The organism is Mucilaginibacter sp. McL0603, assembly GCF_049992945.1.
Taxonomy (GTDB): Bacteria; Bacteroidota; Bacteroidia; order Sphingobacteriales; family Sphingobacteriaceae; genus Mucilaginibacter.
On sequence record NZ_CP188251.1, the window covers coordinates 5,471,808 to 5,493,783 of the forward strand.

The following is a 21,976-nucleotide window of genomic DNA, read 5'->3' on the forward strand; positions in this document are numbered from 1 at the left end:
CGTAGGTACGACACATCGTAGCGTACCTACGGCATGCAAAATTGTTTATTATTTGGTGTTACCAACATTTTGCGCCGATGGCGCATTGAAGTTATTATTAATAAATTTTTTGTGCCCTTAATATACCTAAAAAGCACCCTACCCTTCATCCCTTGGCATATATTCCAGCTTCCTTTGAAAATACTTATCCCAGCTAATTTGCTGCACACGATTAGTCATATGCTGCGTATCTTCATCATAATCCAGGTTTAACTGTTTGTATTTTACATCAATGCGATCAAATATTTCCTGCGCCCGGTATAGGTAATCGGCCTCAAAACGTGTTCTGCCCACCTCTCGAAGTAATTCCTGCTGTTCCATGTAGGCAATATTGTAGTGCCCCTGCTCATGCTTCAATACTTCGGCAAGCATTTGTGATGAGGTGATCCGCGACCTATCCATCCACGACATATTCCGGTTCATAACCAGTCGAATATTAAAAAACAACTGGTAATAGCCATTTTTGCGATGCGCCTGGTACTTAAAATCAATAGTACAATGCGTATAAGCTATCGTTAATGAATGCGTTTGCGGCGCACCTCCAAAATCCTCAGCAGTTAGCTGACGATATTCCTGTGCCGAAGCCACCCGATGGCAGCCAACATACAGCGCAATAGCACATATCGCCCTCCTAAAAATCAACCTCATGAAATTTGATTAAAGTAAAAATTTTACTTTTTGACTTTATCAGACTGCAAAAGGTTTAAACTCATTACTTCTTTCATGGTACGCTCCATTGATGCAGTTGAGCCATCAAGGAATATCACATTACCTTCCGAGTTCTCAGCAAAATGTTTGATCGACTCGGTCCACATCGTAAATAAAATTACTGAAGTGTCCATATGAGCCTGCTCCATCTCTTTGGCAGCAGCAGTCATACCTTTAGCTACTTCCTGCCTGAACAAGGCTATACCCTGGCCTCTTAACTGTGCTGCCTGGCGCTCTGCTTCAGCAGCAATTTTAATCGCATTACCTTCCGCTTCTGCTGCTTTTGTCTTAGTGATCAATAAAGCCTGGCCTTCGTTTTCAGCAGCTGCCTTTAAGTTATTCGATGCCACTACCTGGCTCATTGATTTCAATATCACTTCATCAAAAGTGATATCGTTTAATTGCAGATCCTGCAGGTGGTAACCCCATGTTTCCAGTATTGTATCCAATTGCTCCTTTACGTGTTCTACTATATCCTTTCGCAGTATCAATACATCAGCCTGGCGTTTAGTTGCCACATACGCCCTGATCGATCCCTCAATAGTACGTATCAGAGCCTGCATCAGGTTACGTTCATCAACAAATTTAAAAGCCACATTTTTGATAGTTTCTTCGTTTTGATCCAGCACAGAATAAAGCAGCATCGCTTTAAAATAAACATTGGCCTGGTCAACGGTTACCGCCTGGAATTCCAATTCAACTGAACGGTTTTGGATAGATATCCTGCTGTAAACCTGTTCAATAAGCGGCAGTTTAAAATTAAGGCCCGGGCGCATGATCCTGCGGTATTTTCCAAATACGGTAACAACGGCAATAGTGCCCTGTTTTACAGTCACAAATGAGGAGAAGAGTATGACTAATACAATAAATCCAACAATCAATAAAGGTATTTGAGCGTTCATAATGGTGTTTTTATAGGGAATAAATATAGACTTTATTTTCTGGTGCGCTATTTGTTTTCTTCTAAATACGAATACCGATATCATCAATATGAACTTAAAGCGCGTTTTCGGAGGGATACTTACTTTATTAGGAATTGGCGGTCTGATCTATACCGGAGCTAGTATTATACAGCACGATGCTCAATTTACAACCCTGGCAGTAGTGGGCATTATTTCCCTGTTATTTTTCTTCGCAGGAATTAATTTGATAAAAACCACCGCCGACCAAACCTGAACGTTAATCGACTACATTAATTGATCCATCATCATCAATACTCAATCCTGATTCCGGGAAATCTATTTCTGTAAGCAACTGGATTCGTTTGACTGCACCGTTTAGTGTATCCAACATCAGCCCTCTGGCATGTGTTTGTCTGAACGAAATGATATTCCCGCTAATAAACTCACCTTTCTTATTAAGGTATACTTTCAGTAACGGGGCCATACCGCAAACACCTATTACACTCACACTTTTGTAAGTACAAAAATTACCAAGACTGTAAGCGATCAATCGCCCCTTATATTTTTCCATCGCCCTGCTTACATGCGGACCGTTACCCAATACAATATCAGCCCCCGAATCAATTGCAGCATGCGCAAAAACATGCACATCTCCTCTTTTGGCATTCAGATACGATTCCATTTTAAAAGGCACATGCTCATAAGAAGCACCCTCCGCCCCTCCATGAAAAGACACGATCAGGATATCACATTGTTGTTTAAGATCATGGATAATATGTCCGGCAATATTTAAGTCGAGCAGCGGCAGGGTATGTGCGTTGGGAGCAAATGCACAAAAGCCGTATTTAATGCCGTTCCGGGTAAAAACAGTATGGGGATAGATATCCAATCCGGCATAATTTATTCCGTAAGCATCCAGGGTTTTAACAGTGCTCTCATAGCCATTTTTGTCGAAATCAGTAATGTGGTTGTTGGCTAAACTTAATAAGTTAAAACCCGCGTCCTTTAACACCTTTCCATATTGCGTTGGCATCCTGAACAGGTAGGCTGAATCGAGTTTCTTCTTCCTGGCAGCCGGCATCCCTGTGTCCAGCAGTGTACCTTCCAGGTTACCGAAGACCACATCGGCACCTTCAAAGTATTTTACTGCAGGCATAAAACTACCTTTGGCACTATCGGGCGGTAATTTGCTGATATCCGGATAAGAAGAGCCCAGCATGATATCACCTACTGCGGCGATGCAGATGGTATCATGCACAACAACATACTTAACAACAGCTTTCTTAGTGGAAATTAACTTTTTATGGACGACATGCTTTTTTGCTACGTAGCCATCCTGCTCGCAGCCGGCCAGCATTAATGTTATTATAATTGTGAATAGGTAAAGAGATAATCTCATAACAAAAAAAAATCCTTTCGGTTAAGAAAGGATTAAATATCTTTTAGATTTCAGACAGAATGATAAGCTTTTTTCTCATATCTCACATCCGATATCTCAAATTTATTGTTGTGCGTTGCTATTGCTACTGCTAGCATCCGGCGATTCATCAAGTTCCTTTTTAAAGGCCTCTAACAAACGTCCTCCTTTATAAAAGTACCGGCTGTAATAACTATCATCCAAACTACTAATAGCTACACCTCTTGAAGAGGCATGTGCAAATCTGTTGTTTCCTAAATATATACCTATATGACTTATGCTACGGCTGTGTATTTTAAAGAAAACCAAATCACCTTCTTTCAAGTCATCTTTACTAACAGGGCTTACCATGCTAAAAATATCACGTGAGTTACGTTTGATGGTAAGGTTAAATACTTTACTATATACTTCTTTAGTAAAAGCAGAACAATCAATACCTTTTCTTGACTCACCGCCAAAATGGTACGGGGTGCCTACCCAGTCATATACGAATTGAAAAAGTTTAACATTAGAGGTGGTCGACAAAGCGACCCCCATAATTTGGGAGAAATATTCTTTAACTAAACCATCCTGCTCGTCCGGTGCTTTTTCAGTAGCAGCGGGTTGAGGGGGGGTAACTTTTGTTTGGGCCTGCACCGCACATATACTCAGGCTCAAAGCAATCGCAAGGATAATTTTCTTCATTTAATCTTTTTTTCTTTGTTGAATTAGGGACAACAGAGCGCTATAAAACAAGACGTTATGTCTTTCGTACGCTGCAAAACTATCTTAATTTTTTATAATTACAAATAAATGACACCTTTTTTTCAAATATCATAATCTATTATACGAGGTAAAAATTAAAATGGTTGCACAATTAATAAATTTAACTAATTGTTTTGCAGGACGATAGCTATTGCTTATCAGTTAATAATCATATCATTAATTTCTTTACAACAAATTTGTTGCGGTTTCGATATTTTCAAGGATATAATTAGATTTGCGCTTCTTAATAAGAAATTGATCGTTTACAGATGAGTTCAATCGAAATAAATAAAGACACCTACCTGATGTGGTATGAGTCTATGCTATTAATGCGCAAGTTCGAAGAAAAAGCAGGCCAATTATATGGTCAGCAAAAGATTCGTGGATTTTGCCATTTATATATCGGACAGGAAGCAGTTCTGGCCGGTGCTATGTCGGTACTGAAACCCGAGGATAGTTTGATCACCGCATATCGCGACCATGCGCACGCTATCGCCAAAGGTGTATCATCCAATTCCATCATGGCCGAATTATATGGTAAGGCTACCGGATGTTCAAAAGGCAAAGGTGGTTCTATGCACATGTTCTCAAAGGAAAAACACTTTTACGGTGGCCACGGAATTGTTGGCGGACAAATCCCGTTGGGAGCAGGTATCGCTTTTGCTGAAAAGTACAAGGGTACCGAATTTGTGAACGTAGCTTATATGGGCGACGGTGCAGTACGCCAGGGAGCTTTGAACGAAACCTTTAATATGGCTGCGCTTTGGAAACTACCTGTAATATTTGTTTGCGAAAACAATGGTTATGCCATGGGTACTTCATTGGAACGTACTACCATACAAACTGACATCTACAAAATAGGCTTACCTTATGGTATCCCTTCATCAGCGGTAGATGGTATGGACCCGGTTGCAGTTCATAATGCAATGGACGAAGCCGCTCAGCGTGCCCGAGCAGGCGAAGGACCGACATTTTTGGAAATGCGCACCTATCGTTATAAAGGTCACTCCATGTCTGATCCGCAGAAATACCGTACCAAAGAAGAGTTAGAAAGCTATAAAGCAAAAGATCCTATCGATGCGGTTAAAGACACTATTCTGAAAAAGAAATATGCTGATGAAGCATGGTTTGAGCAAATAGAAGAAAAAGTAAAAGCCGAAGTAGACGAATCTGTAAAATTTGCAGAAGAATCACCATGGCCGGAAGCTTCAGAACTATACACTGATGTGTATGTAGAAAAGGATTATCCTTTTATTATGAGCTAACCGTTATAATTATTATTAGATTTAAACACACAACTATTCAACAATAGTATATGGCCGAAGTAGTTAAAATGCCTAAAATGAGCGATACCATGACCGAAGGGGTATTGGCGAAATGGCATAAAAAAGTGGGCGATAAGGTAAAATCGGGCGATGTATTGGCCGAGATAGAAACTGACAAAGCCACGATGGATTTTGAATCGTACCAGGACGGAACCTTGTTATATATCGGTGTAGAGGAGGGTAAAGCTGTTCCTGTAGATGCTGTTATTGGTGTGATAGGTAAGGATGGCGAGGACTATAAAGCGGCATTATCTGCCGATAGCCCTGCACCCGCTGCCGAAAAGAAAGAAGCTGCTCCTGTTGAAGATAAAAAACCTGCCGCTACTGCTGCACCAAAGGTTGATACTTCAAAAATACCCGCTACTGTTATCCGTATGCCCGCCTTGAGCGATACCATGACAGAAGGCATTATTAACAAATGGAACTTTAAAGTTGGCGATAAAGTTAAGTCTGACGATTCATTAGCTGATGTGGAAACCGATAAGGCTACCATGGAAGTAGTAGGATACGAAGCCGGTACTTTATTATACATCGGTCCAAAAGAAGGCGAAGCTGCTCCTGTAAATGGGATCATTGCTATTGTAGGTAAAGAAGGCACCGACATTACTCCTTTGTTACAGGATACTGGAGGCTCTGCCCCAGTAGCAGCAGGAAGTAGCAGTAGCAGTGAATCTGCCGCATCTGCTACTCAGGAAACAACTGCCGCTGCTACTACTACTGCCACTTCAAGTGACGATAGCCGCGTAAAAGCATCGCCGCTGGCACGTAAAATAGCAAAGGATAAAGGCATCAACCTAAATGACGTTAAAGGATCTGCCGAAGGCGGCCGTATCATCAAAAAGGATGTGGAAGACTTTAAAGGAGCGCCTAAAGAAGTAGCGAGTAGCAGTAGCACTCCTGAAAAAACTGCCACTGCTCCTGCAACTGCCACTATTCCTCAGTACGTTGGACAGGAAAAATATACCGACAAGCCGGTTACGCAGATGCGCAAAACCATCACAAGGCGTTTATCTGAAAGCTTCCTGATCCCGCATTTCTATGTGACCATCACTGTTGATATGGATCAGGCTGTTGCTGCACGTGGTAAAATGAACGACGTAGCTCCGGTTAAAATATCTTTTAACGATCTTGTATTGAAAGCCTGTGCTGTTTCCTTAAAACAACACCCTGCTGTAAATGCATCATGGATGGGCGAAAGCATCCGTTATAACGAGCATGTGAACATTGGCGTTGCCGTAGCGGTTGACGAAGGTTTACTGGTACCAACAGTACGTTTTGCTGATGGCAAGTCATTAACCCAGATATCTGCCGAAGTAAAAGATTTTGCACAACGTGCTAAAGCTAAAAAACTGCAACTGCCGGAAATGGAAGGCTCAACCTTCACCATATCTAACTTAGGTATGTTTGGTGTTGATGAGTTTACAGCTATTATAAACCCTCCTGCTGCCTGTATTCTTGCTGTAAGCGGTATACAACAGGTACCGGTAGTGAAAAATGGCGCAGTAGTACCCGGAAACGTTATGAAACTAACCTTAACCTGCGATCACCGTGTTGTTGATGGCGCAACAGGTTCGGCATTCCTGCAAACGCTTAAAGCTATGCTTGAGGAACCTGTAAGGCTTTTAATTTGATGACGGAAGTCGGAGGTCAGAAAGTCAGATTTCAGAGGTCTGAGTTCAGAATTAGGATTTAGAGTTTAGAATTTCGAATTTAATACAGAGCGATGGGTTAATACCTGTCGCTTTTTTGTTGCTGAGAAGTGGTTTTGGTTTTTCCGCTAAATTCCTACCTTTAAAAAATCACGAACAGCCTCACGATGAAAAAAATTACTTTTTTATTTACTATAGCTGCATTAATTAACAGCTATACCTTTGCACAACAAATGAATATAAAGCCTCTTCCCTACCCTCAAACCAAAAAAGTTGATACCGTAAATACCTATTTCGGCACCCCTGTGCCCGATCCTTATCGCTGGCTGGAAAACGACCGGGCGGATGATACCAAAGAATGGGTAAAAGAAGAAAATAAAGTTACTCAAAACTACCTGGGCCAGATACCTTACCGCGATGCTATCCGCCAACGCCTCGAGGTATTATGGAACTACGAAAAATACAGTGCCCCGTTTAAAGAAGGCAAGTACACCTATTTCTATAAAAACGATGGCCTGCAAAGCCAGGCAGTATTATGGCGACAAATAGGTGATGGCGCTCCCGAAATATTCCTTGATCCAAATAAATTCTCGGCTGATGGCACCACCTCAATGCAAGGCATTGATTTCACCAAAGACGGTAGCATGGCCGCCTACCAGTTATCCGAAGGTGGTTCGGATTGGCGTAAAGTGATCGTAATAAAAACTACGGATAAATCGATCGTGGGTGATACGCTGATGGATCTGAAGTTTACCGGCATTGCCTGGAAAGGCAACGAAGGCTTTTACTATAGCACATATGATAAACCAAAAGTGGGCAGCCAGTTATCAGGCATGACACAATATCATAAACTATATTACCACGTATTAGGCACACCCCAAAGCCAGGATAAGTTAATATTTGGTGGAGAACAAGCCCCACGCCGGTATATTGGTGCTTACCTTACCGAGGATGAGCGTTTCCTTGTAATTAACGCTGCGGAAAGCACCACAGGTAACGAGCTCTATATCCAGGACCTGAGCAAACCGGGCAGCGGTATTGTAAACGTGGTGAATAATTTCGACAACCAGCACAACGTGCTCGATAATGTGGGCAGCAAACTATACATCCTCACCAATCTTTATACACCTAATTTCAAAATTGTAACGGTCGATGCTGATAATCCTAAACCGATCAATTGGAAAGACCTGATACCGGGCACCAAGAATGTACTAACTGCATCAACAGGGGGTGGAAAGATATTTGCTGAGTACCTGAAAGATGCCACCTCGTTTGTACAGCAATATAGTATGGACGGTAAACTGGAGCGTACTATTGCATTGCCTTCGGTAGGTACAGCAGGCGGCTTTGGCACAAAAAAAGAAGAAAAAGAGACTTACTATACTTTTACTAACTACGTTTACCCACCTACTATTTTTAAATACGATATTGTCACAGGCCAATCAACTGTTTATAAAAAAGCGGGGGTGCAGTTTGATCCTACGCAATTTGAATCAAAACAGGTTTTCTACAAATCAAAGGATGGCGCCAAAATCCCAATGCTCATCACCTATAAAAAAGGCACTGTAATGAATGGTAAAAACCCTTTATTGCTTTATGCCTATGGTGGTTTTGGGGTAAGCCTGACACCTGCGTTCAGTACATCCAATATTGTTTTAATGGAACATGGCGGTATTTATGCAGTACCTAACCTACGGGGTGGTGGCGAGTATGGCGAGAACTGGCATAAGGCCGGCATTAAAATGAAAAAGCAAAATGTTTTTGATGACTTTATTGCCGCTGCTGAATACCTGATCGCTAACAAATATACTTCTAAAGATTACCTGGCTATTTCCGGCGGATCAAATGGGGGCTTATTAATTGGTGCTGTTATGACCCAACGCCCTGATCTGTGCAAGGTGGCTTTCCCGGCAGTTGGTGTAATGGATATGCTGCGTTACAACCAGTTTACTGCAGGTGCAGGATGGAGCTATGATTACGGCACCGCAGAGGACAGCAAGGAGATGTTTGAGTACTTGTACAACTATTCACCATACCATGCGCTTAAACCGGCTAATTACCCGGCCACCATGGTAACTACTGCCGATCATGATGACCGCGTGGTACCTGCACATTCTTTCAAGTTTGGCGCTCGATTGCAGGAATATCAAAAAGGTCCTGCTCCTGTATTGATCCGCATCGAAACAAAAGCCGGTCATGGCGCAGGCCAGTCAACCGCGCAGATCATCAGCGGGCAGGCAGATAAATGGTCATTCATGTTCCAAAACATGGGCTTAGATTGGAAATAAAAATAAAAACCAAGTCATTGCTGTAAGGAGCAGGGCGGTTGGCGTGAAAGGCGCGACGAAGCAATCGCGAACTATGCATATCGGCTATGCACGGTTCGCGATTGCCTCCACCTATTGGCGGATCAATGACATAGTTAATAATTACTATGGGGAAAAATAATATCTTACTTTTTGTACTGTTGATTTTAATAAGCAGTTCGCAGCTTATCGCCCAAAAAAAGAACCTCAATATCGTTTATATCGGCGACAGCATTACGGCGGGCGGGCAGTTGAGTGATCCGGCTACAGAAGCACCTCCTGCAACTGCAAGTGATTGGCTCCGAAAGCAAAAGGATATAGGTACAGTCAAGTTCTCAAATCAAGGGGTAAGCGGTTTTACTACGGTTGATTTTTTACCATCGACGCATACAGTCTTTGCTAATGTCGATAAGGCGGCTAAAGCCTTTGATGATAAACAAGCCACACTCATATTTTCGATCATGCTGGGTACTAATGACAGTGCCTGCGATGGGCCTAATGGTTCTCCGGTATCTGCCGATCGATATCATGATAATTTAAAGACTATCATCGATAGCCTGTTAACGGGTTTCCCGGAGTGCAAAATTATTATTCAGCGGCCAACATGGTATAGCCCCAATACTTGCAATAGTGCCCGTTATTTACAGGAGGGGTTAACCAGGTTACAAAGCTATTTTCCTCAAGTAGATAAACTGATTGCTGAATATTCGGTAAGTAATCCCAAACATGTTTTTGCATCCGGCGAAGAAGCATTCCAATATTTCAAAGCTAATTATCTTACTGATTCCAATCCGGAGCAAGGTCAGGAAGGCATATTCTACTTGCATCCAAATAAAAAAGGTTCTGTAGCATTGGGTAACATCTGGGCTGCTGCAATCTATCAGCAAATCGTTAAAAACCAATAGCTTTTAAAAGCAAACAGGCTTCTCTTTTTGGGAGAAGCCTGTTATCTATTTTTAAACTATGATTTAGTGGTCGCGATCATGTCCATGACCGTGGTCACCATGATCACCATGTCCGTGGTCACCATGATCGCCATGTCCGTGATCATCACCATGTCCGCGTCCGTCACCGTGATCATGGCCGTAATGATTACCATTATCTTCATGCCAATGGTTACGATATCTTGCATCATGGCTATCGCGAATAACTACCTGGTCTCTACGGCCCCTGTAGCCTGCATATCTTGCCCTATAATTAGCATTGTGCATCCATGGATTGGGCTGATTCACCACTACCTTATATCCATGGTACATATCGTAGTTACGGTATGCGCCGGGTAAATAAGCCGCATGTATCCATGCATGGTTTTGAAAATAAACATATTGATGAGCCGGAACGTCATAATAAGCATCCACATCAGGAATATAATAATAGTCAACATGATCGTAACCAACAGGGCCCCATTCTGGCTGGGCGCCAATATTAATACCCACACTTAAGTGAACCTGGGCATTAGCTAATTTAAATGTTAAGCAGCTTAATAATATTGCTGCAGTAAAAATGAATCGTTTCATATAGTTAATTTAATTATTTGCTATTTGGTAGGTATGACAATAATTGTGTTAAAAAGTTTAATCCTTTTCTGCACTTGGTTGTATGTAAGCTTAATAAAATCCATAACGGGACGACGTCTCTTGACCAGAGGCTTTCAATTGCTCAACATAATTTTGCAGTGTTTACGTATTATTGATCCTGAGTGTTCTCTTTGTCTTCTACTTTTTTAGCGATCATGGCAAGTTGGGGTTTGCCTATTACTTTATAATCTCCATCCCCTTTTAATATGGCTGCAACCTGGTTTTTATCCTGCATTATTTTTATGGATTGCGCCAGCTCTTTGTCATACTTAAAGTTGGTTTCGTAACGACCTCTTTCATAATAGTAACGGGATGCTATTTCATTTTCGAGAATCTGTTTTATCTCCTCTTTATTTTGCTGCAGATCATTTTTCTTGCTGCTTGCCAGTTTAGCTTTTAAAGCGTCGTATTCGGTTTGTATATTATCAAACTGTTTTTCCTTGGTGGCTTCTGTTTTTAGATTATTAACAAGCTTTTCAGTAGAAGTGGTATAATTATAGTTTTTACCAGACAAGTATTTCGCAAAATCATTAAACTCAGCATCAGTTAAGTGGAAATCACGCGGATCACTTATTTTATCATGGCTATTACGATAAATAGTGGCGTAATCAAATATGAGCAGTTTTGAAACCAAAGCCTGTGTGATGTTTGCAAAACGGTCCTGCTTCACAAAAATATCCGGATAAACACCGCCACCATCATAAACAGAACGGCCATCTTTGGTTTTAAATTCATGCATCAGTGAGTCGGCAACTTTTACTACACTGCCATCATCCTTACGATGGGTATAATCAAGTGCTTGCACACAACGGCCTGATGGAATATAATACTTAGCAATGGTAATCTTTACCAGGCTATTGTAAGGCAAATTAAATGTTTGCTGAACCAGCCCTTTACCATAACTGCGTTGCCCGATGATTACTGCACGGTCAAGATCCTGCAATGAACCTGCAACAATTTCTGATGCAGAAGCGGAACGCCCATTTACCAATACGATTAAAGGCAAATTTGGCTCCGTAGGTGTATTTTGGGTACTATAGGTAAAATTCTTTTCTTTTATTTTCCCTTTTTGGGATACTACCTCTACCCCCTTCGGCACAAACAAGTTCACAATTTTTACAGCTTCCTGTAATATACCGCCGCCATTTGATCGCAGGTCAAGGATTATTCCGTTGGGATTATTCTTTTTGATATTGGTCAGCGCATTGGTCACCTCATCAGATGAGTTCTCCAGGAACTTATCCAGCTTGATGTAACCCATATTGCCGTCAACCATACCGTAATAGGTAACATTCGGTTGTTTTATTTCATCACGTACCAGGTTTTTTTCAACCGGTTCGGCCTCACCGCGTTTGATCAACAACTTAATTGTAGCGCCCTTTGTACCCTTTAAAAGCTGGCTAACCTGGTCGTTGTTTTTACCGGTAAGATCTACATTGTTAATTTTTACTAATTGATCACCTGCCCTGATATCCCCCTTTTGTGCCGGGAAACCCTGGAACACGTCAGATATATACACTTTTCCCTCTCTTGCAAAAATTCCTGCACCTATACCACCATATTGTGTACTAACATAGTGTAGCTTATACTCTTCAATTTCTGATTCCGGAACAAATTCTGTGTAAGGATCCAAACCATCCAGCATGGCATCCACACCGGTCTTTATCATCTTTGACGAGTTAATATCATCTACATAATTAATATTAACCTCTTTGTAAACAGAAGCAAAAACATCCAGGTTTTTTGATATCTGGAAAAGATCGTCGTTAAAACCCCATATACCTACAGCCAGCATTAGAATACCTGCCGCAAAACCCCACTTTTTATAATTACTTTTCATCACTATATGAGATATTAGACTTAAATAAAAGACAGCAAATCCTATACAAAAACTTGCAGAGTATAAAATTAATTAAAAGGTTTGATATATAAGCATATAAGGCACTTTAAGTGCCTCGATGGCTATTATTTTACCCCTATTAAAGCCTGTTATTATCTATATTGACTAAGGCTTTTTTCAAGGTAAATACCACGTACTTACGGTCGCGGTTTACCATCTCCATTATTCTACTGATCAGGCTGTCTTCCTGCCCTTCATTATATTGCAATTCTTCGTCGGTAAGATGGTTGTATTTGCGTTGTAATTTGATTTTTACACGTTCCCAGTCTTTACTGCTTATGGTGATTTCTGCCATTGTCAAATAAATGTTTTAGCAAAAATAGAAAAAATCGCTGACGACCGGAGTAATAATTTGGCTCGCAAATTGTTAAACCCCTGTCATAATAAACATCTAACTATTTATAAACTAAACTTGAATTTAAATGAAAAAGTATCTGTTAAGTGTCGCATTGCTGATAGCGGTTTGTATCAGTGCAAAGGCACAGTTCTCTGTCGGTATTAAAGGCGGTGTAAATTTCTCGCAAATCAATACCGATAATTTGAATGAATCAACCCGTACGGGTTACCAGGTAGGTGCATTTGCACGTTTTGGAAATGCATGGTATTTACAGCCAGAACTTTACCTGAGCAGCACTGGTGGAAAATTTAGCACCACCGATAATAACTTTAAAGCCCAGGTAAATTTCACAAACCTGAGTGTTCCATTATTATTAGGTCATTCATTTGGCTCCAAAGACCTGAATTTCAGATTGATGGCTGGACCGGTGTATACTTATGCGCTAAGCAAGAGTCAAGATCTTTCTGGTAATTTCAATGGAGCTATTGACGATTTTGGTCATTACAACAATAGCACTTTAGGTTTTCAGGCAGGCGGTGGTGTCGATATCGGCCCTATCACTGCCGACTTACGCTATGAAGGTGGCCTGACTAAAATAAATCCAGATTTTGGCCAAAAACAACACCTTTGGGCCTTGAGCGTAGGACTTAAGTTTTTCTAAACTGAATAGAAATCCAACAAAAAACGCCTCTTAATATTGGGAGGCGTTTTTATTTAAGTGATTTGTCTGTAGCGTAGCATCACACTTGATGCTTTCTCAGCTACACCTGTTTTGGCAAATCTTAACAAATCGCAAACCGTTAAATTCTGGTGCTTTTATCTCCGTAAAGTGCTCATGCTAATCCGTATTAGTCAGTTTTTTTGGCCATAGTTCAAATTAATTAAACCTTATTTAAAACTATTTCGTAGTAACTTTAAATTATTATATTCGGCCTAACCAACCCTTATTGCTTGAAAAAATTATTTACTCTCCTTTTTTTATTGTCTGTTACTTTTTCACTGAAAGCTCAAACCCAGGCTTATGGTGTGGTAGATACTGCTGATCTCAAATTGTCTTCCTGTGAGTTTGAAAAGGATGCAAATGCAATGGTGCTATTTAATACGTGTATGGCACATTATGACTATGGCTCTTTGCTATTGGAACATCATATACGTTTAAAAATATTTAACTCCAGTGCATATGATTTAGGAAATATTAATATTGACTTCCCAAGTAATAATGAAATAGAATCAATTCACGATTTACGTGCCGAAACCATCAATTTGAATCATGGAAAGGTTGAGATTATACCATTAAACAAAAAGGATATTTACAAACGAAAATTAGATAAGTGGAGATCCCAATACAGTTTTTCGTTTCCATCAATAAAGGATGGTTCAATCTTAGACTATTCCTATACTCAATGGATAAGCTACACCAACATTATACCCGAATGGTATTTTCAGGACAAGTTACCTGTTAAATTCAGCGAAATTAAGGTAATACCTCTTTCTGGCCGTGCCTTTACCTCCCATTTGCATGTAAAGCAGGAATTGGTTGAAAATGCAGATACTATAGTCGCAATGGCAAATATCCATTCTTTGCCCGAAGAACCATTTATGGATTCATATATCAATAATCTGCAATCAGTGTCATTTTCATTCGTAACCAGTTACGGTACAGACAAAAAACCCAATAATATAAAGAATACATGGACGGATATAGGAAGCGCATTAATATTTACAAAGGGTTATGGCCAGCAGTTAAAGATTAAACTTAAAGGTGAGGATCTAATAATTGAACAGGCAAAAGGTCTTAGTCCAGAGGGAAAAATAGCCTTTTTATTCAAAAAAGTCAAGGATTTGATGAGTTGTTACGATAGTGATAATTTATTTACACAGGAGCCCATCTATGACGCATGGCTAAGAAAGAAAGGAAGTCCATCTGAGATCAACCTGATTCTTTGCCGGTTGTTAACACAATCCGGATTGGTTACTTCTCCCTTGGGCGTAAGTACAGATTCTGACTCAAGAATAGATGCTAACGATGTTGAAACAAGAAATTTTGACAGAACGGTAGCTTATGTAAGTGTTAGTGGGAAGAATTATGTGCTTGATGCGTCTGAAAAAGACAATAAGTGGTATCAAATTCCTTTTGCTTTATTAAATACATACGGGCTATATATGAATGTAGAAACCCCATCAACAGGACTAATCCTTATTGAAGATAATGTGCCCGCCAAGGATATCGTGTATGTAAATGCTGAAATAATGCCCGAAGGAAAAATGATTGGGACAACTCAAATTAGCAGCTTTAGCTACAACAAAATAGATAAACTTTTACAGTATGACAAGCTTGGCGAAAAAAAATACGCTGAGCTTTTATATAGTGAAAACCATGATTTGAAAGTTGATTCTATTCGATTTCAAAATACGGAAAAGGATACAATACCGTTTATTCAAAATATCGCTTTTAAACTCAATCTTTCTGCATCAGACGAAAACTACATCTATTTTAACCCAAACCTATTTACACTTTTACAACAAAATCCGTTTTTAAGTGAGAATAGATACTCTGATATTAATTTTACCTACCGCAGATATTACGTGATTAGTGGAAGATATAAGATACCTGTTGGATACAAACTCAATGCCATACCAAAAACTGTTAATTTATTGATGCCTGATAAAAGCATTAGTTTTAAAAGAATAGCAGCTGAAGATGATGGGTATATACAAATTCACTATGTAATTAAGTTTGATAAATCACTTTTCCCTAAAGAGGAGTATTCAGGGTTGCGTGAATTCTACAAACGAATGCATGAAATGCTGAATGAACAGATCGTTTTAAAAAAACAATATCATTAAGAACTCTTACTTTTTTTTATGGAAAAATAACATTTTAAACATCTTAATAGTATATTCAACCAACCAAACCATACACAATGAACAAACTTTTTACCCTGCTGTTGCTGGGTGCTGTATCTCTTACAGCCAACGCGCAAACAGCCCCCACGCCTGCTACACAACCCTTTGGCAAGGTGGACCAATCCGATCTTGAAATGAAGACCTGCGATTTTGAAAAAGATGCTAATGCAGAAGTGCTTTTTGATAAAGGCACAGTTTCATTTACCGTAAACTATGATCTGGTTTTCGAGCGCCACGTACGCATTAAAATATTCAATGAAAAAGGCAAAGACCAGGCAAATGTTAAAATAGATTATTGGGGAGGCGGCGGTTTGGAAAATATGTCTAGAGTACAAGCCGAAACAATTAACCTTAACGACGGGAAAATTGAAATCATCAAAGTCGACAAAAAATCAATCTATACCCAAACCGTTGACAAACAACGCTCTGCACTGGTTTTTTCATTTCCAAATGTGCAACCAGGATCAATCATAGAGTTTAAATATACTTTAATGACCGAATCGATTGACGACTTTCCGGATTGGTATTTTCAGGATCGTATTCCTACCCGCTACAGCGAATTAAATACTTCCATACCCGGAGTTCTGACTTACAAGAATTTGGTTATGGTAAATATGCCATTTGTAAAAAACACACCTGATGTTAAGGCAATGTCCAATATACCTTCCCTGCCGGATGAGCCTTATATGGGTGCCCGCCATGATAATTATCAACGCATACTTTACCAACTATTAAGTATTAATGCGGGAGCAAATTCAAAAACTTATTCAGATACCTGGAAAAAGATAGGAGAAAATGAAGTTGGTTTTGATGATTTTGGAGGTGAGTTTAACCGGAAGCTAACTGGCGAAGACGCAATTATCAGCAAAGCAAAAAGCCTAAGTTCACAAGATGCAAAAATTGCTTATGTTTTTGATGAGGTTAAAAAAAACATGAAGTGGAATGAAGTAGATGTCCGCTATACTAATGATGGCACTCAAAAAGCATGGGATAAAAAAATAGGTAACTCTACTGAAATAAATCTTATTCTATATCATTTGCTTCATAAAGTGGGTGTTACTGGTTATCCAACATTGGTGAGCACAAAGAAAAATGGCAAAGTAAATCCTGCCTATCCTAGCAGGTATCAATTTAACAGAACCGTAGTATATATACCTATTGACACAGCAAGGTATTATTTGCTTGATGCGACAAACAAATACAATTCATATAAAGATGTGCCTGAAACCCTGTTAAATAGTTTTGGCCTATCTATTAATAAGGAAGATAAAAAATATGACCTTGTTTTTCTGCAGAAAACCGATCCTGTTAGATACGTGGCGCTAATAAACGCCGAAATTAAACCAGGTGGTAAGATGAACGGGACTGCTCAATTGAATAACTTTAGTTATGACCGTGCTTATGCAATAGAGAAATATAAAACCGATGGTGAAAAAAAATATATCGACTATTTGCGCAATGATGACAATAATTTAAAAATATCATCCATAAAATTTGACAATATGGATGTAGATACACTAGCACTAACACAGAACCTCGATTTTGATCTTGATCTTACGGGCTCGGATGAAAACTATATTTATTTTAATCCAAATTTATTTACAACTCTGGAGACCAATCAGTTCATAAATGAAAATCGCCATACTGACATCGACTTTGGGTATAAGAGCAATTATTCTATAAATGGCGTTTATAAAATCCCTGCAGGCTATAAGATTGATGCTATGCCTAAACCAATAACCATGACAATGCCTGATAATAGTATTATTTTCAGACGGATTGTAGGTGAGCAAGATGGGTCCGTGGTTATAAGGTTCTCAGTAAACTACAATAAATCACTCTATTTTAAAGAGACCTATCCCGAACTTCATGAATTTTTTAAGAAAATGCATGAAATGCTGAATGAACAAATCATATTAAAAAAAAGCTAAGAAATGTGCTATAATAAATATTTGAAGTGCCTGGTATTTACAATTTTGATATGCTTTTTAAATGTTGTAAGTGCCCACAGCCAGAATAAAGATATCCCCCAGGAGCTTTATAAAGCTTCTGGTATTCCTGATTCATTGAAAGATGATGCAAATTCGGTAGTGCGTTATAATTTGGAGGAATACAATGTATTGGGTCCTGGCAAAGAGATATATACTGCTCATACTATAGTAACTGTTTTGAACGAAAAAGGAAATCATGAGGCTGAAATCAGTTTTCCTTATAATAGAAAGTTCAGTGCTGTAACCGCCTTCGAAATGCGTATATACGACGCAACAGGCAACCTGATAAAAAAATATCATAAAAGTGATCTTTATGAACATGTTGCCGAAGGATATGAATCATTGGTAACAGATGACCGTGTCAAAGAAATCCGACATACCATTGCCAACTATCCAACTACTGTTGAAATGACCTATGAGATAGATCAGAATAGCCTGATAGGCCTTGGTGATTGGGGTATTCAAGGGCCTGAACAAAGTATTCAGAACTCTACCTGCAAAGTAAGCATAGCTGCCAATTCCGGTTTTCGATATCTCAACAAGAATACTTTTATAAAGCCTCAAGTAAGTGATGAGCATGACAAACAGGTTTATGCCTGGACCGTTTCAAATTTAAAAGCATTTAAACTTGAAGAAGGGGCGATGGCATGGTGTGTGATGCCTAGAATAGAGTTCGTACAAGACAAGTTTGAATATTACGGGTTGCCCGGAAATATAAGCACATGGCAGACTTATGGAAATTGGCAGCAGGCGCTCAATGCGGATGTTTGTAACTTAAGCCCACAGCGAGTATCTGAAATAAAGGCAATGACTGATACCATTAAAACCGATAAAGGAAAAGCTCGGTTTTTGTATAAATACATGCAGCAAAATATGCGCTATGTAAATATCAAATTGGGGGTGGGAGGATTAAAGCCCTTTCCGGCACAATTTGTAGATGAGAAGAAATATGGTGATTGTAAGGCATTATCTAATTATATGCATGCATTACTAAAGGCGGTAAATATAAATTCATATTATGCTAAGATAAATGCTGGCGAGAATGAAGAGCCAGCGACATATTCTTTCCCCATTGACTATTCTAATCATATTATTCTATGCGTACCTTTTAAAAATGATACCACGTGGCTTGAATGCACAAGTAACACAATGCCATTTGGGGTGTTGGGATCATTCACAGAAAATCGTAATGCATTACTAATTACGGAAGATGGGGGTAAGCTCGTTAATACACCTAAAAGTGCTGCGCAAGAGAATCAGTTTAATAGCGAAGCGCATATTATATTGGATCCAGAAGGTGGGGCGAAAACACAAGTGAAAATATTTAGCACCGGCGAGTACAGAGAGTTGTATTTAGCGATGTCCGCTAGAAAAATGGATGATCAGAAAGAATTTTTGATACGCAATTTGAATATTAAACAACCTTCGGCATTTGATTTCAAGTCGGAAAAGGATGAGAACGGGGCAAAAGAAATTGATCTTAGTCTTGAGTATGATCAATTTTGCGATGTGAAGGCTGGCGATAAACAATTCTATCGACCTTCGGCATTTTTATTATGGAGTACTAGCGTTCCGGTACTCGAAAAAAGGAAAACCAATTACTACTGGGACTACCCACGAATAAAGACATGTTCCACTACAATTGATCTACCCACAGGATTTGAAGTAGAAACTTTACCGGCTAATGCCAGTCTTAAATTCACTTATGGTAATTACGAGATAAACTACGTTTACAACAAGGATAAAAACCAGGTGGTAAGCACAGCTAAATTTGTTTTGAACAACCAGGTGATACCCGCTGCAAAATATACCGAGATGCAGCAATACATGGATGGCATTGCAAAAGCACAGAATAAAAAGCTGGTAATACGCAAGAAGGCATAAATTTGCCTGATGATATTCAGGCTGGATGAACGTTTATTATTCCCCGACCCCTCATATGCTGAAGAGGATGGACTTTTGGCAGTGGGGGGCGATCTTTCAACCAGCCGACTTTTATTGGCGTATCAGAGTGGTATATTCCCCTGGTACAGTGATGATACGCCAATACTATGGTACTCTCCGCACGAAAGATTTGTGTTGTTTCCCGATGAACTGAAGATATCTAAAAGCATGCGTCAGGTCATCAAATCAGGCAGGTTCGTTGTTACTCGGGATAAGTATTTTGAAAAAGTTATTGACGCATGTTCAGCTATTGGTCGCAAAGATCAGGATGGCACGTGGATAACTGATGATATGAAAAATGCTTATCTCCGTTTACACAATGAAGGCTACGCGCATTCTGTTGAAGTTTGGGAGCAGGATAATCTGGTTGGCGGTTTATACGGAGTGCAGATAGGTACAGTATTTTGCGGCGAAAGCATGTTCAGCCTGGTAAGCAATGCCTCAAAAATGGCTTTGATCAATCTATGCAACAGCGGCAAATACACTTTAATAGATTGCCAGGTACATACAGAGCATCTGGAATCAATGGGTGCACGGATGATAGACAGAAAAGAATATATGGCTATACTGCAAAATAACCCGGTATAAATTTAGTTTTGTAGTGTATGGAGCAGATAAACGTAAAAGAACGTATAATATTAGGCATCGACCCCGGAACAGCGGTTATGGGTTATGGCCTCCTGAAAGAAATCGGCTCCAAAATAGAACTGATCAGTCTTGGCGTGGTTAAAATGGAAAAGATAGACGACCACATGCTAAAACTGCAACGTATTTTTGAAAAGACCGTGCAATTGATAGATAATTATCACCCTGATTGCCTGGCAATAGAAGCCCCTTTCTATGGTAAAAACATTCAGGTAATGCTTAAGCTAGGACGTGCGCAGGGAGTTGCAATGGCAGCCGCACTTTCCCGCAATGTGACTATTACGGAATATTCGCCCCGTAAAATAAAACAGTCTATAACCGGTAATGGTAACGCCACCAAAGAGCAGGTTGCAGCCATGCTGCAAAATCTATTAAAGTTTAGTGAAACCCCCGAATTTCTGGATGCTACCGATGGCCTTGCTGTAGCCGTGTGCCATTCTTTTCAAAAGATCAGCACAAGTACCGGAAAAAGCAGCAGCAAAAAATCTTATTCTGGCTGGGACACTTTTGTGAAGGATAATCAGAAGAGAATTATTTGATGTGCAAATATGCAGATGTGCAGATTCTTATCGAGTTTATAAATCATTTGCACATCCGCACATCTGCACATCTGCACATTTTCACATCCGCAGAGCTTCCTTTATCTTTTCAGCAGTAGCTTCTAACTGTTCAGGTGTAAAGCTCAGCTTCGGTCTGGCAAAATTTAAGTCGCTTACATTGTTCATAGGGATCAGGTGGATATGCGCGTGCGGCACTTCGAGGCCAATAACAGCCACTCCTATCCTTTTGCAGGGTATGGCTTTCCGTAATCCTGTTGCAACTATTTTAGCGAAAATTTGCAGGCCAGTATATGTTTCGTCATCCAGATCGAATAAATAGTCAACCTCTTTTTTAGGGATCACCAATACATGCCCTTCAGCAAGCGGACTAATATCCAGAAACGCTAAAAACTCAACTGTTTCAGCCACCTTATATGCCGGTATTTCACCTGCTACTATTTTTGAGAAGATTGTCATTTTTGTGTTTTGGTTGATTGTGTTGATTAAGTTGAATGGTTGATTGAGTTTAAAAACTGCTTAACTTAATCAACCACTCACACAATCAACTAACGACTGATTTCCAGTATCTCAAATTCCATTTTACCCGCAGGTACGGTTATCTCTGTTTTTTCACCTACTTTTTTGCCCAATAAACCTTTAGCAATTGGTGAGCTTACCGATATCTTACCCGATTTAAGGTCGGCTTCACTTTCAGATACCAGTTGGTAGCTCATGGTAGCCCCGTTTTTTATATTTTTTATCTTGACAATAGACAGTGCCAGTACTTTTGATGTATCCAGTTTACTTTCGTCAAGCAAGCGCGCGCTGGCCAATAATTCCTGCATCTGCGAAATTTTAGCCTCGTGCAAACCTTGTGCTTCTTTAGCGGCATCATATTCTGCATTTTCAGAAAGATCGCCCTTATCTCTTGCTTCCGCAATGGCTTTAGATATAGCCGACCTGCCGGTTGTTTTCAATCGTTGTAATTCTTCCCTTAATTTTTCTAAACCTTCTTTGGTATAGTATGCTACCTCTGCCATAGTCTC

General features: G+C 39.8%; 20 protein-coding genes. 11 read left to right on the forward strand and 9 right to left on the reverse strand.

Annotation, left to right across the window (positions count from 1 at the left end):
- Nucleotides 1-138 precede the first annotated feature (138 nt).
- Together ACPPVU_RS25060 and ACPPVU_RS25065 are read right to left on the reverse strand one after the other, a co-directional pair.
- Nucleotides 139-687 (reverse strand): DUF922 domain-containing protein, encoded by a 549-nt coding sequence (locus ACPPVU_RS25060; protein ID WP_426669470.1) that lies wholly within the window; start codon nt 685-687, stop codon nt 139-141.
- Between the two features lie 23 nt (nt 688-710).
- Nucleotides 711-1,649 (reverse strand): SPFH domain-containing protein, encoded by a 939-nt coding sequence (locus ACPPVU_RS25065; protein WP_426669471.1) that lies wholly within the window; start codon nt 1,647-1,649, stop codon nt 711-713.
- An 88-nt stretch (nt 1,650-1,737) separates the two neighbouring features.
- Between ACPPVU_RS25065 and ACPPVU_RS25070 the strand changes: the two genes are divergently transcribed.
- Nucleotides 1,738-1,923, forward strand: coding sequence for a hypothetical protein (locus ACPPVU_RS25070; protein ID WP_426669472.1), 186 nt, complete (start codon nt 1,738-1,740; stop codon nt 1,921-1,923).
- Nucleotides 1,924-1,926: 3 nt separating this feature from the next.
- Here the strand turns inward: ACPPVU_RS25070 and ACPPVU_RS25075 are convergent, their stop codons facing one another.
- Together ACPPVU_RS25075 and ACPPVU_RS25080 are read right to left on the reverse strand one after the other, a co-directional pair.
- On the reverse strand, nt 1,927-3,006 hold the full coding sequence (locus ACPPVU_RS25075) for a CapA family protein (RefSeq protein WP_426669473.1): 1,080 nt from the start codon (nt 3,004-3,006) through the stop codon (nt 1,927-1,929).
- A 144-nt stretch (nt 3,007-3,150) separates the two neighbouring features.
- Nucleotides 3,151-3,750, reverse strand: coding sequence for a C40 family peptidase (locus ACPPVU_RS25080; RefSeq protein ID WP_426669474.1), 600 nt, complete (start codon nt 3,748-3,750; stop codon nt 3,151-3,153).
- A 329-nt stretch (nt 3,751-4,079) separates the two neighbouring features.
- On the opposite strand from ACPPVU_RS25080, the gene pdhA reads away from it, so the two are divergent.
- The 4 genes from pdhA to ACPPVU_RS25100 all read left to right on the forward strand — a co-directional run bounded on the left by pdhA (nt 4,080) and on the right by ACPPVU_RS25100 (nt 9,995).
- Nucleotides 4,080-5,075, forward strand: a complete 996-nt coding sequence (gene pdhA, locus ACPPVU_RS25085; RefSeq protein ID WP_426669475.1) for a pyruvate dehydrogenase (acetyl-transferring) E1 component subunit alpha — start codon at nt 4,080-4,082, stop codon at nt 5,073-5,075.
- A gap of 50 nt (nt 5,076-5,125) precedes the next feature.
- Nucleotides 5,126-6,766, forward strand: a complete 1,641-nt coding sequence (locus tag ACPPVU_RS25090; RefSeq protein ID WP_426669476.1) for a 2-oxo acid dehydrogenase subunit E2 — start codon at nt 5,126-5,128, stop codon at nt 6,764-6,766.
- A 185-nt stretch (nt 6,767-6,951) separates the two neighbouring features.
- Nucleotides 6,952-9,072 (forward strand): prolyl oligopeptidase family serine peptidase, encoded by a 2,121-nt coding sequence (locus ACPPVU_RS25095; RefSeq protein ID WP_426669477.1) that lies wholly within the window; start codon nt 6,952-6,954, stop codon nt 9,070-9,072.
- A gap of 146 nt (nt 9,073-9,218) precedes the next feature.
- Entirely contained in the window at nt 9,219-9,995 is a 777-nt protein-coding gene (locus ACPPVU_RS25100; protein ID WP_426669478.1) for a GDSL-type esterase/lipase family protein, read from the forward strand.
- 63 nt (nt 9,996-10,058) lie between these two features.
- On the opposite strand, the gene ACPPVU_RS25105 is transcribed toward ACPPVU_RS25100, so the two are convergent.
- The 3 genes from ACPPVU_RS25105 to ACPPVU_RS25115 form a co-directional block, all read right to left on the reverse strand.
- Nucleotides 10,059-10,607 carry a hypothetical protein gene (locus ACPPVU_RS25105; RefSeq protein ID WP_426669479.1) on the reverse strand — a complete coding sequence of 183 codons (549 nt, stop codon included), beginning with the start codon at nt 10,605-10,607 and terminating at the stop codon, nt 10,059-10,061.
- Between the two features lie 169 nt (nt 10,608-10,776).
- Entirely contained in the window at nt 10,777-12,507 is a 1,731-nt protein-coding gene (locus ACPPVU_RS25110; RefSeq protein ID WP_426669480.1) for a S41 family peptidase, read from the reverse strand.
- A gap of 139 nt (nt 12,508-12,646) precedes the next feature.
- The gene (locus ACPPVU_RS25115; protein WP_426669481.1) at nt 12,647-12,862 is read right to left on the reverse strand and encodes a hypothetical protein; all 216 of its coding nucleotides are present in this window, start codon (nt 12,860-12,862) and stop codon (nt 12,647-12,649) included.
- Between the two features lie 127 nt (nt 12,863-12,989).
- Between ACPPVU_RS25115 and ACPPVU_RS25120 the strand changes: the two genes are divergently transcribed.
- The 6 genes from ACPPVU_RS25120 to ruvC all read left to right on the forward strand — a co-directional run bounded on the left by ACPPVU_RS25120 (nt 12,990) and on the right by ruvC (nt 20,930).
- Entirely contained in the window at nt 12,990-13,565 is a 576-nt protein-coding gene (locus ACPPVU_RS25120; RefSeq protein WP_426669482.1) for a porin family protein, read from the forward strand.
- A 290-nt stretch (nt 13,566-13,855) separates the two neighbouring features.
- The gene (locus ACPPVU_RS25125) at nt 13,856-15,751 is read left to right on the forward strand and encodes a DUF3857 domain-containing protein (protein WP_426669483.1); all 1,896 of its coding nucleotides are present in this window, start codon (nt 13,856-13,858) and stop codon (nt 15,749-15,751) included.
- 77 nt (nt 15,752-15,828) lie between these two features.
- Nucleotides 15,829-17,742 carry a DUF3857 domain-containing protein gene (locus ACPPVU_RS25130; RefSeq protein ID WP_426669484.1) on the forward strand — a complete coding sequence of 638 codons (1,914 nt, stop codon included), beginning with the start codon at nt 15,829-15,831 and terminating at the stop codon, nt 17,740-17,742.
- Between the two features lie 3 nt (nt 17,743-17,745).
- Nucleotides 17,746-19,686: a DUF3857 domain-containing protein gene (locus tag ACPPVU_RS25135; protein WP_426669485.1), complete on the forward strand. Its 1,941-nt coding sequence runs from the start codon at nt 17,746-17,748 to the stop codon at nt 19,684-19,686.
- Between the two features lie 9 nt (nt 19,687-19,695).
- Nucleotides 19,696-20,334, forward strand: coding sequence for a leucyl/phenylalanyl-tRNA--protein transferase (aat, locus tag ACPPVU_RS25140; RefSeq protein ID WP_426669486.1), 639 nt, complete (start codon nt 19,696-19,698; stop codon nt 20,332-20,334).
- Between the two features lie 17 nt (nt 20,335-20,351).
- The gene (gene ruvC / locus ACPPVU_RS25145; RefSeq protein ID WP_426669487.1) at nt 20,352-20,930 is read left to right on the forward strand and encodes a crossover junction endodeoxyribonuclease RuvC; all 579 of its coding nucleotides are present in this window, start codon (nt 20,352-20,354) and stop codon (nt 20,928-20,930) included.
- 81 nt (nt 20,931-21,011) lie between these two features.
- On the opposite strand, the gene ACPPVU_RS25150 is transcribed toward ruvC, so the two are convergent.
- Nucleotides 21,012-21,407 carry an HIT family protein gene (locus tag ACPPVU_RS25150; RefSeq protein WP_426669488.1) on the reverse strand — a complete coding sequence of 132 codons (396 nt, stop codon included), beginning with the start codon at nt 21,405-21,407 and terminating at the stop codon, nt 21,012-21,014.
- An 89-nt stretch (nt 21,408-21,496) separates the two neighbouring features.
- Complete coding sequence (gene greA / locus ACPPVU_RS25155) at nt 21,497-21,970, reverse strand: transcription elongation factor GreA (protein WP_426669489.1); 474 nt, start codon at nt 21,968-21,970, stop codon at nt 21,497-21,499.
- Between the last annotated feature and the right edge of the window lie 6 nt (nt 21,971-21,976).

Coding starts and splice junctions, on each gene's coding strand:
- ruvC (WP_426669487.1), top strand. CDS start 20,352: ATGGAGCAGATAAACGTAAAAGAACGTATAATATTAGGCATCGACCCC.
- ACPPVU_RS25135 (WP_426669485.1), top strand. CDS start 17,746: ATGTGCTATAATAAATATTTGAAGTGCCTGGTATTTACAATTTTGATA.
- ACPPVU_RS25120 (WP_426669482.1), top strand. CDS start 12,990: ATGAAAAAGTATCTGTTAAGTGTCGCATTGCTGATAGCGGTTTGTATC.
- ACPPVU_RS25105 (WP_426669479.1), bottom strand. CDS start 10,607: ATGAAACGATTCATTTTTACTGCAGCAATATTATTAAGCTGCTTAACA.
- ACPPVU_RS25095 (WP_426669477.1), top strand. CDS start 6,952: ATGAAAAAAATTACTTTTTTATTTACTATAGCTGCATTAATTAACAGC.
- aat (WP_426669486.1), top strand. CDS start 19,696: ATGATATTCAGGCTGGATGAACGTTTATTATTCCCCGACCCCTCATAT.
- ACPPVU_RS25070 (WP_426669472.1), top strand. CDS start 1,738: ATGAACTTAAAGCGCGTTTTCGGAGGGATACTTACTTTATTAGGAATT.
- ACPPVU_RS25130 (WP_426669484.1), top strand. CDS start 15,829: ATGAACAAACTTTTTACCCTGCTGTTGCTGGGTGCTGTATCTCTTACA.
- ACPPVU_RS25150 (WP_426669488.1), bottom strand. CDS start 21,407: ATGACAATCTTCTCAAAAATAGTAGCAGGTGAAATACCGGCATATAAG.
- ACPPVU_RS25075 (WP_426669473.1), bottom strand. CDS start 3,006: ATGCTGGCCGGCTGCGAGCAGGATGGCTACGTAGCAAAAAAGCATGTC.
- greA (WP_426669489.1), bottom strand. CDS start 21,970: ATGGCAGAGGTAGCATACTATACCAAAGAAGGTTTAGAAAAATTAAGG.
- ACPPVU_RS25110 (WP_426669480.1), bottom strand. CDS start 12,507: ATGAAAAGTAATTATAAAAAGTGGGGTTTTGCGGCAGGTATTCTAATG.
- ACPPVU_RS25060 (WP_426669470.1), bottom strand. CDS start 687: ATGAGGTTGATTTTTAGGAGGGCGATATGTGCTATTGCGCTGTATGTT.
- pdhA (WP_426669475.1), top strand. CDS start 4,080: ATGAGTTCAATCGAAATAAATAAAGACACCTACCTGATGTGGTATGAG.
- ACPPVU_RS25090 (WP_426669476.1), top strand. CDS start 5,126: ATGGCCGAAGTAGTTAAAATGCCTAAAATGAGCGATACCATGACCGAA.
- ACPPVU_RS25065 (WP_426669471.1), bottom strand. CDS start 1,649: ATGAACGCTCAAATACCTTTATTGATTGTTGGATTTATTGTATTAGTC.
- ACPPVU_RS25080 (WP_426669474.1), bottom strand. CDS start 3,750: ATGAAGAAAATTATCCTTGCGATTGCTTTGAGCCTGAGTATATGTGCG.
- ACPPVU_RS25100 (WP_426669478.1), top strand. CDS start 9,219: ATGGGGAAAAATAATATCTTACTTTTTGTACTGTTGATTTTAATAAGC.
- ACPPVU_RS25115 (WP_426669481.1), bottom strand. CDS start 12,862: ATGGCAGAAATCACCATAAGCAGTAAAGACTGGGAACGTGTAAAAATC.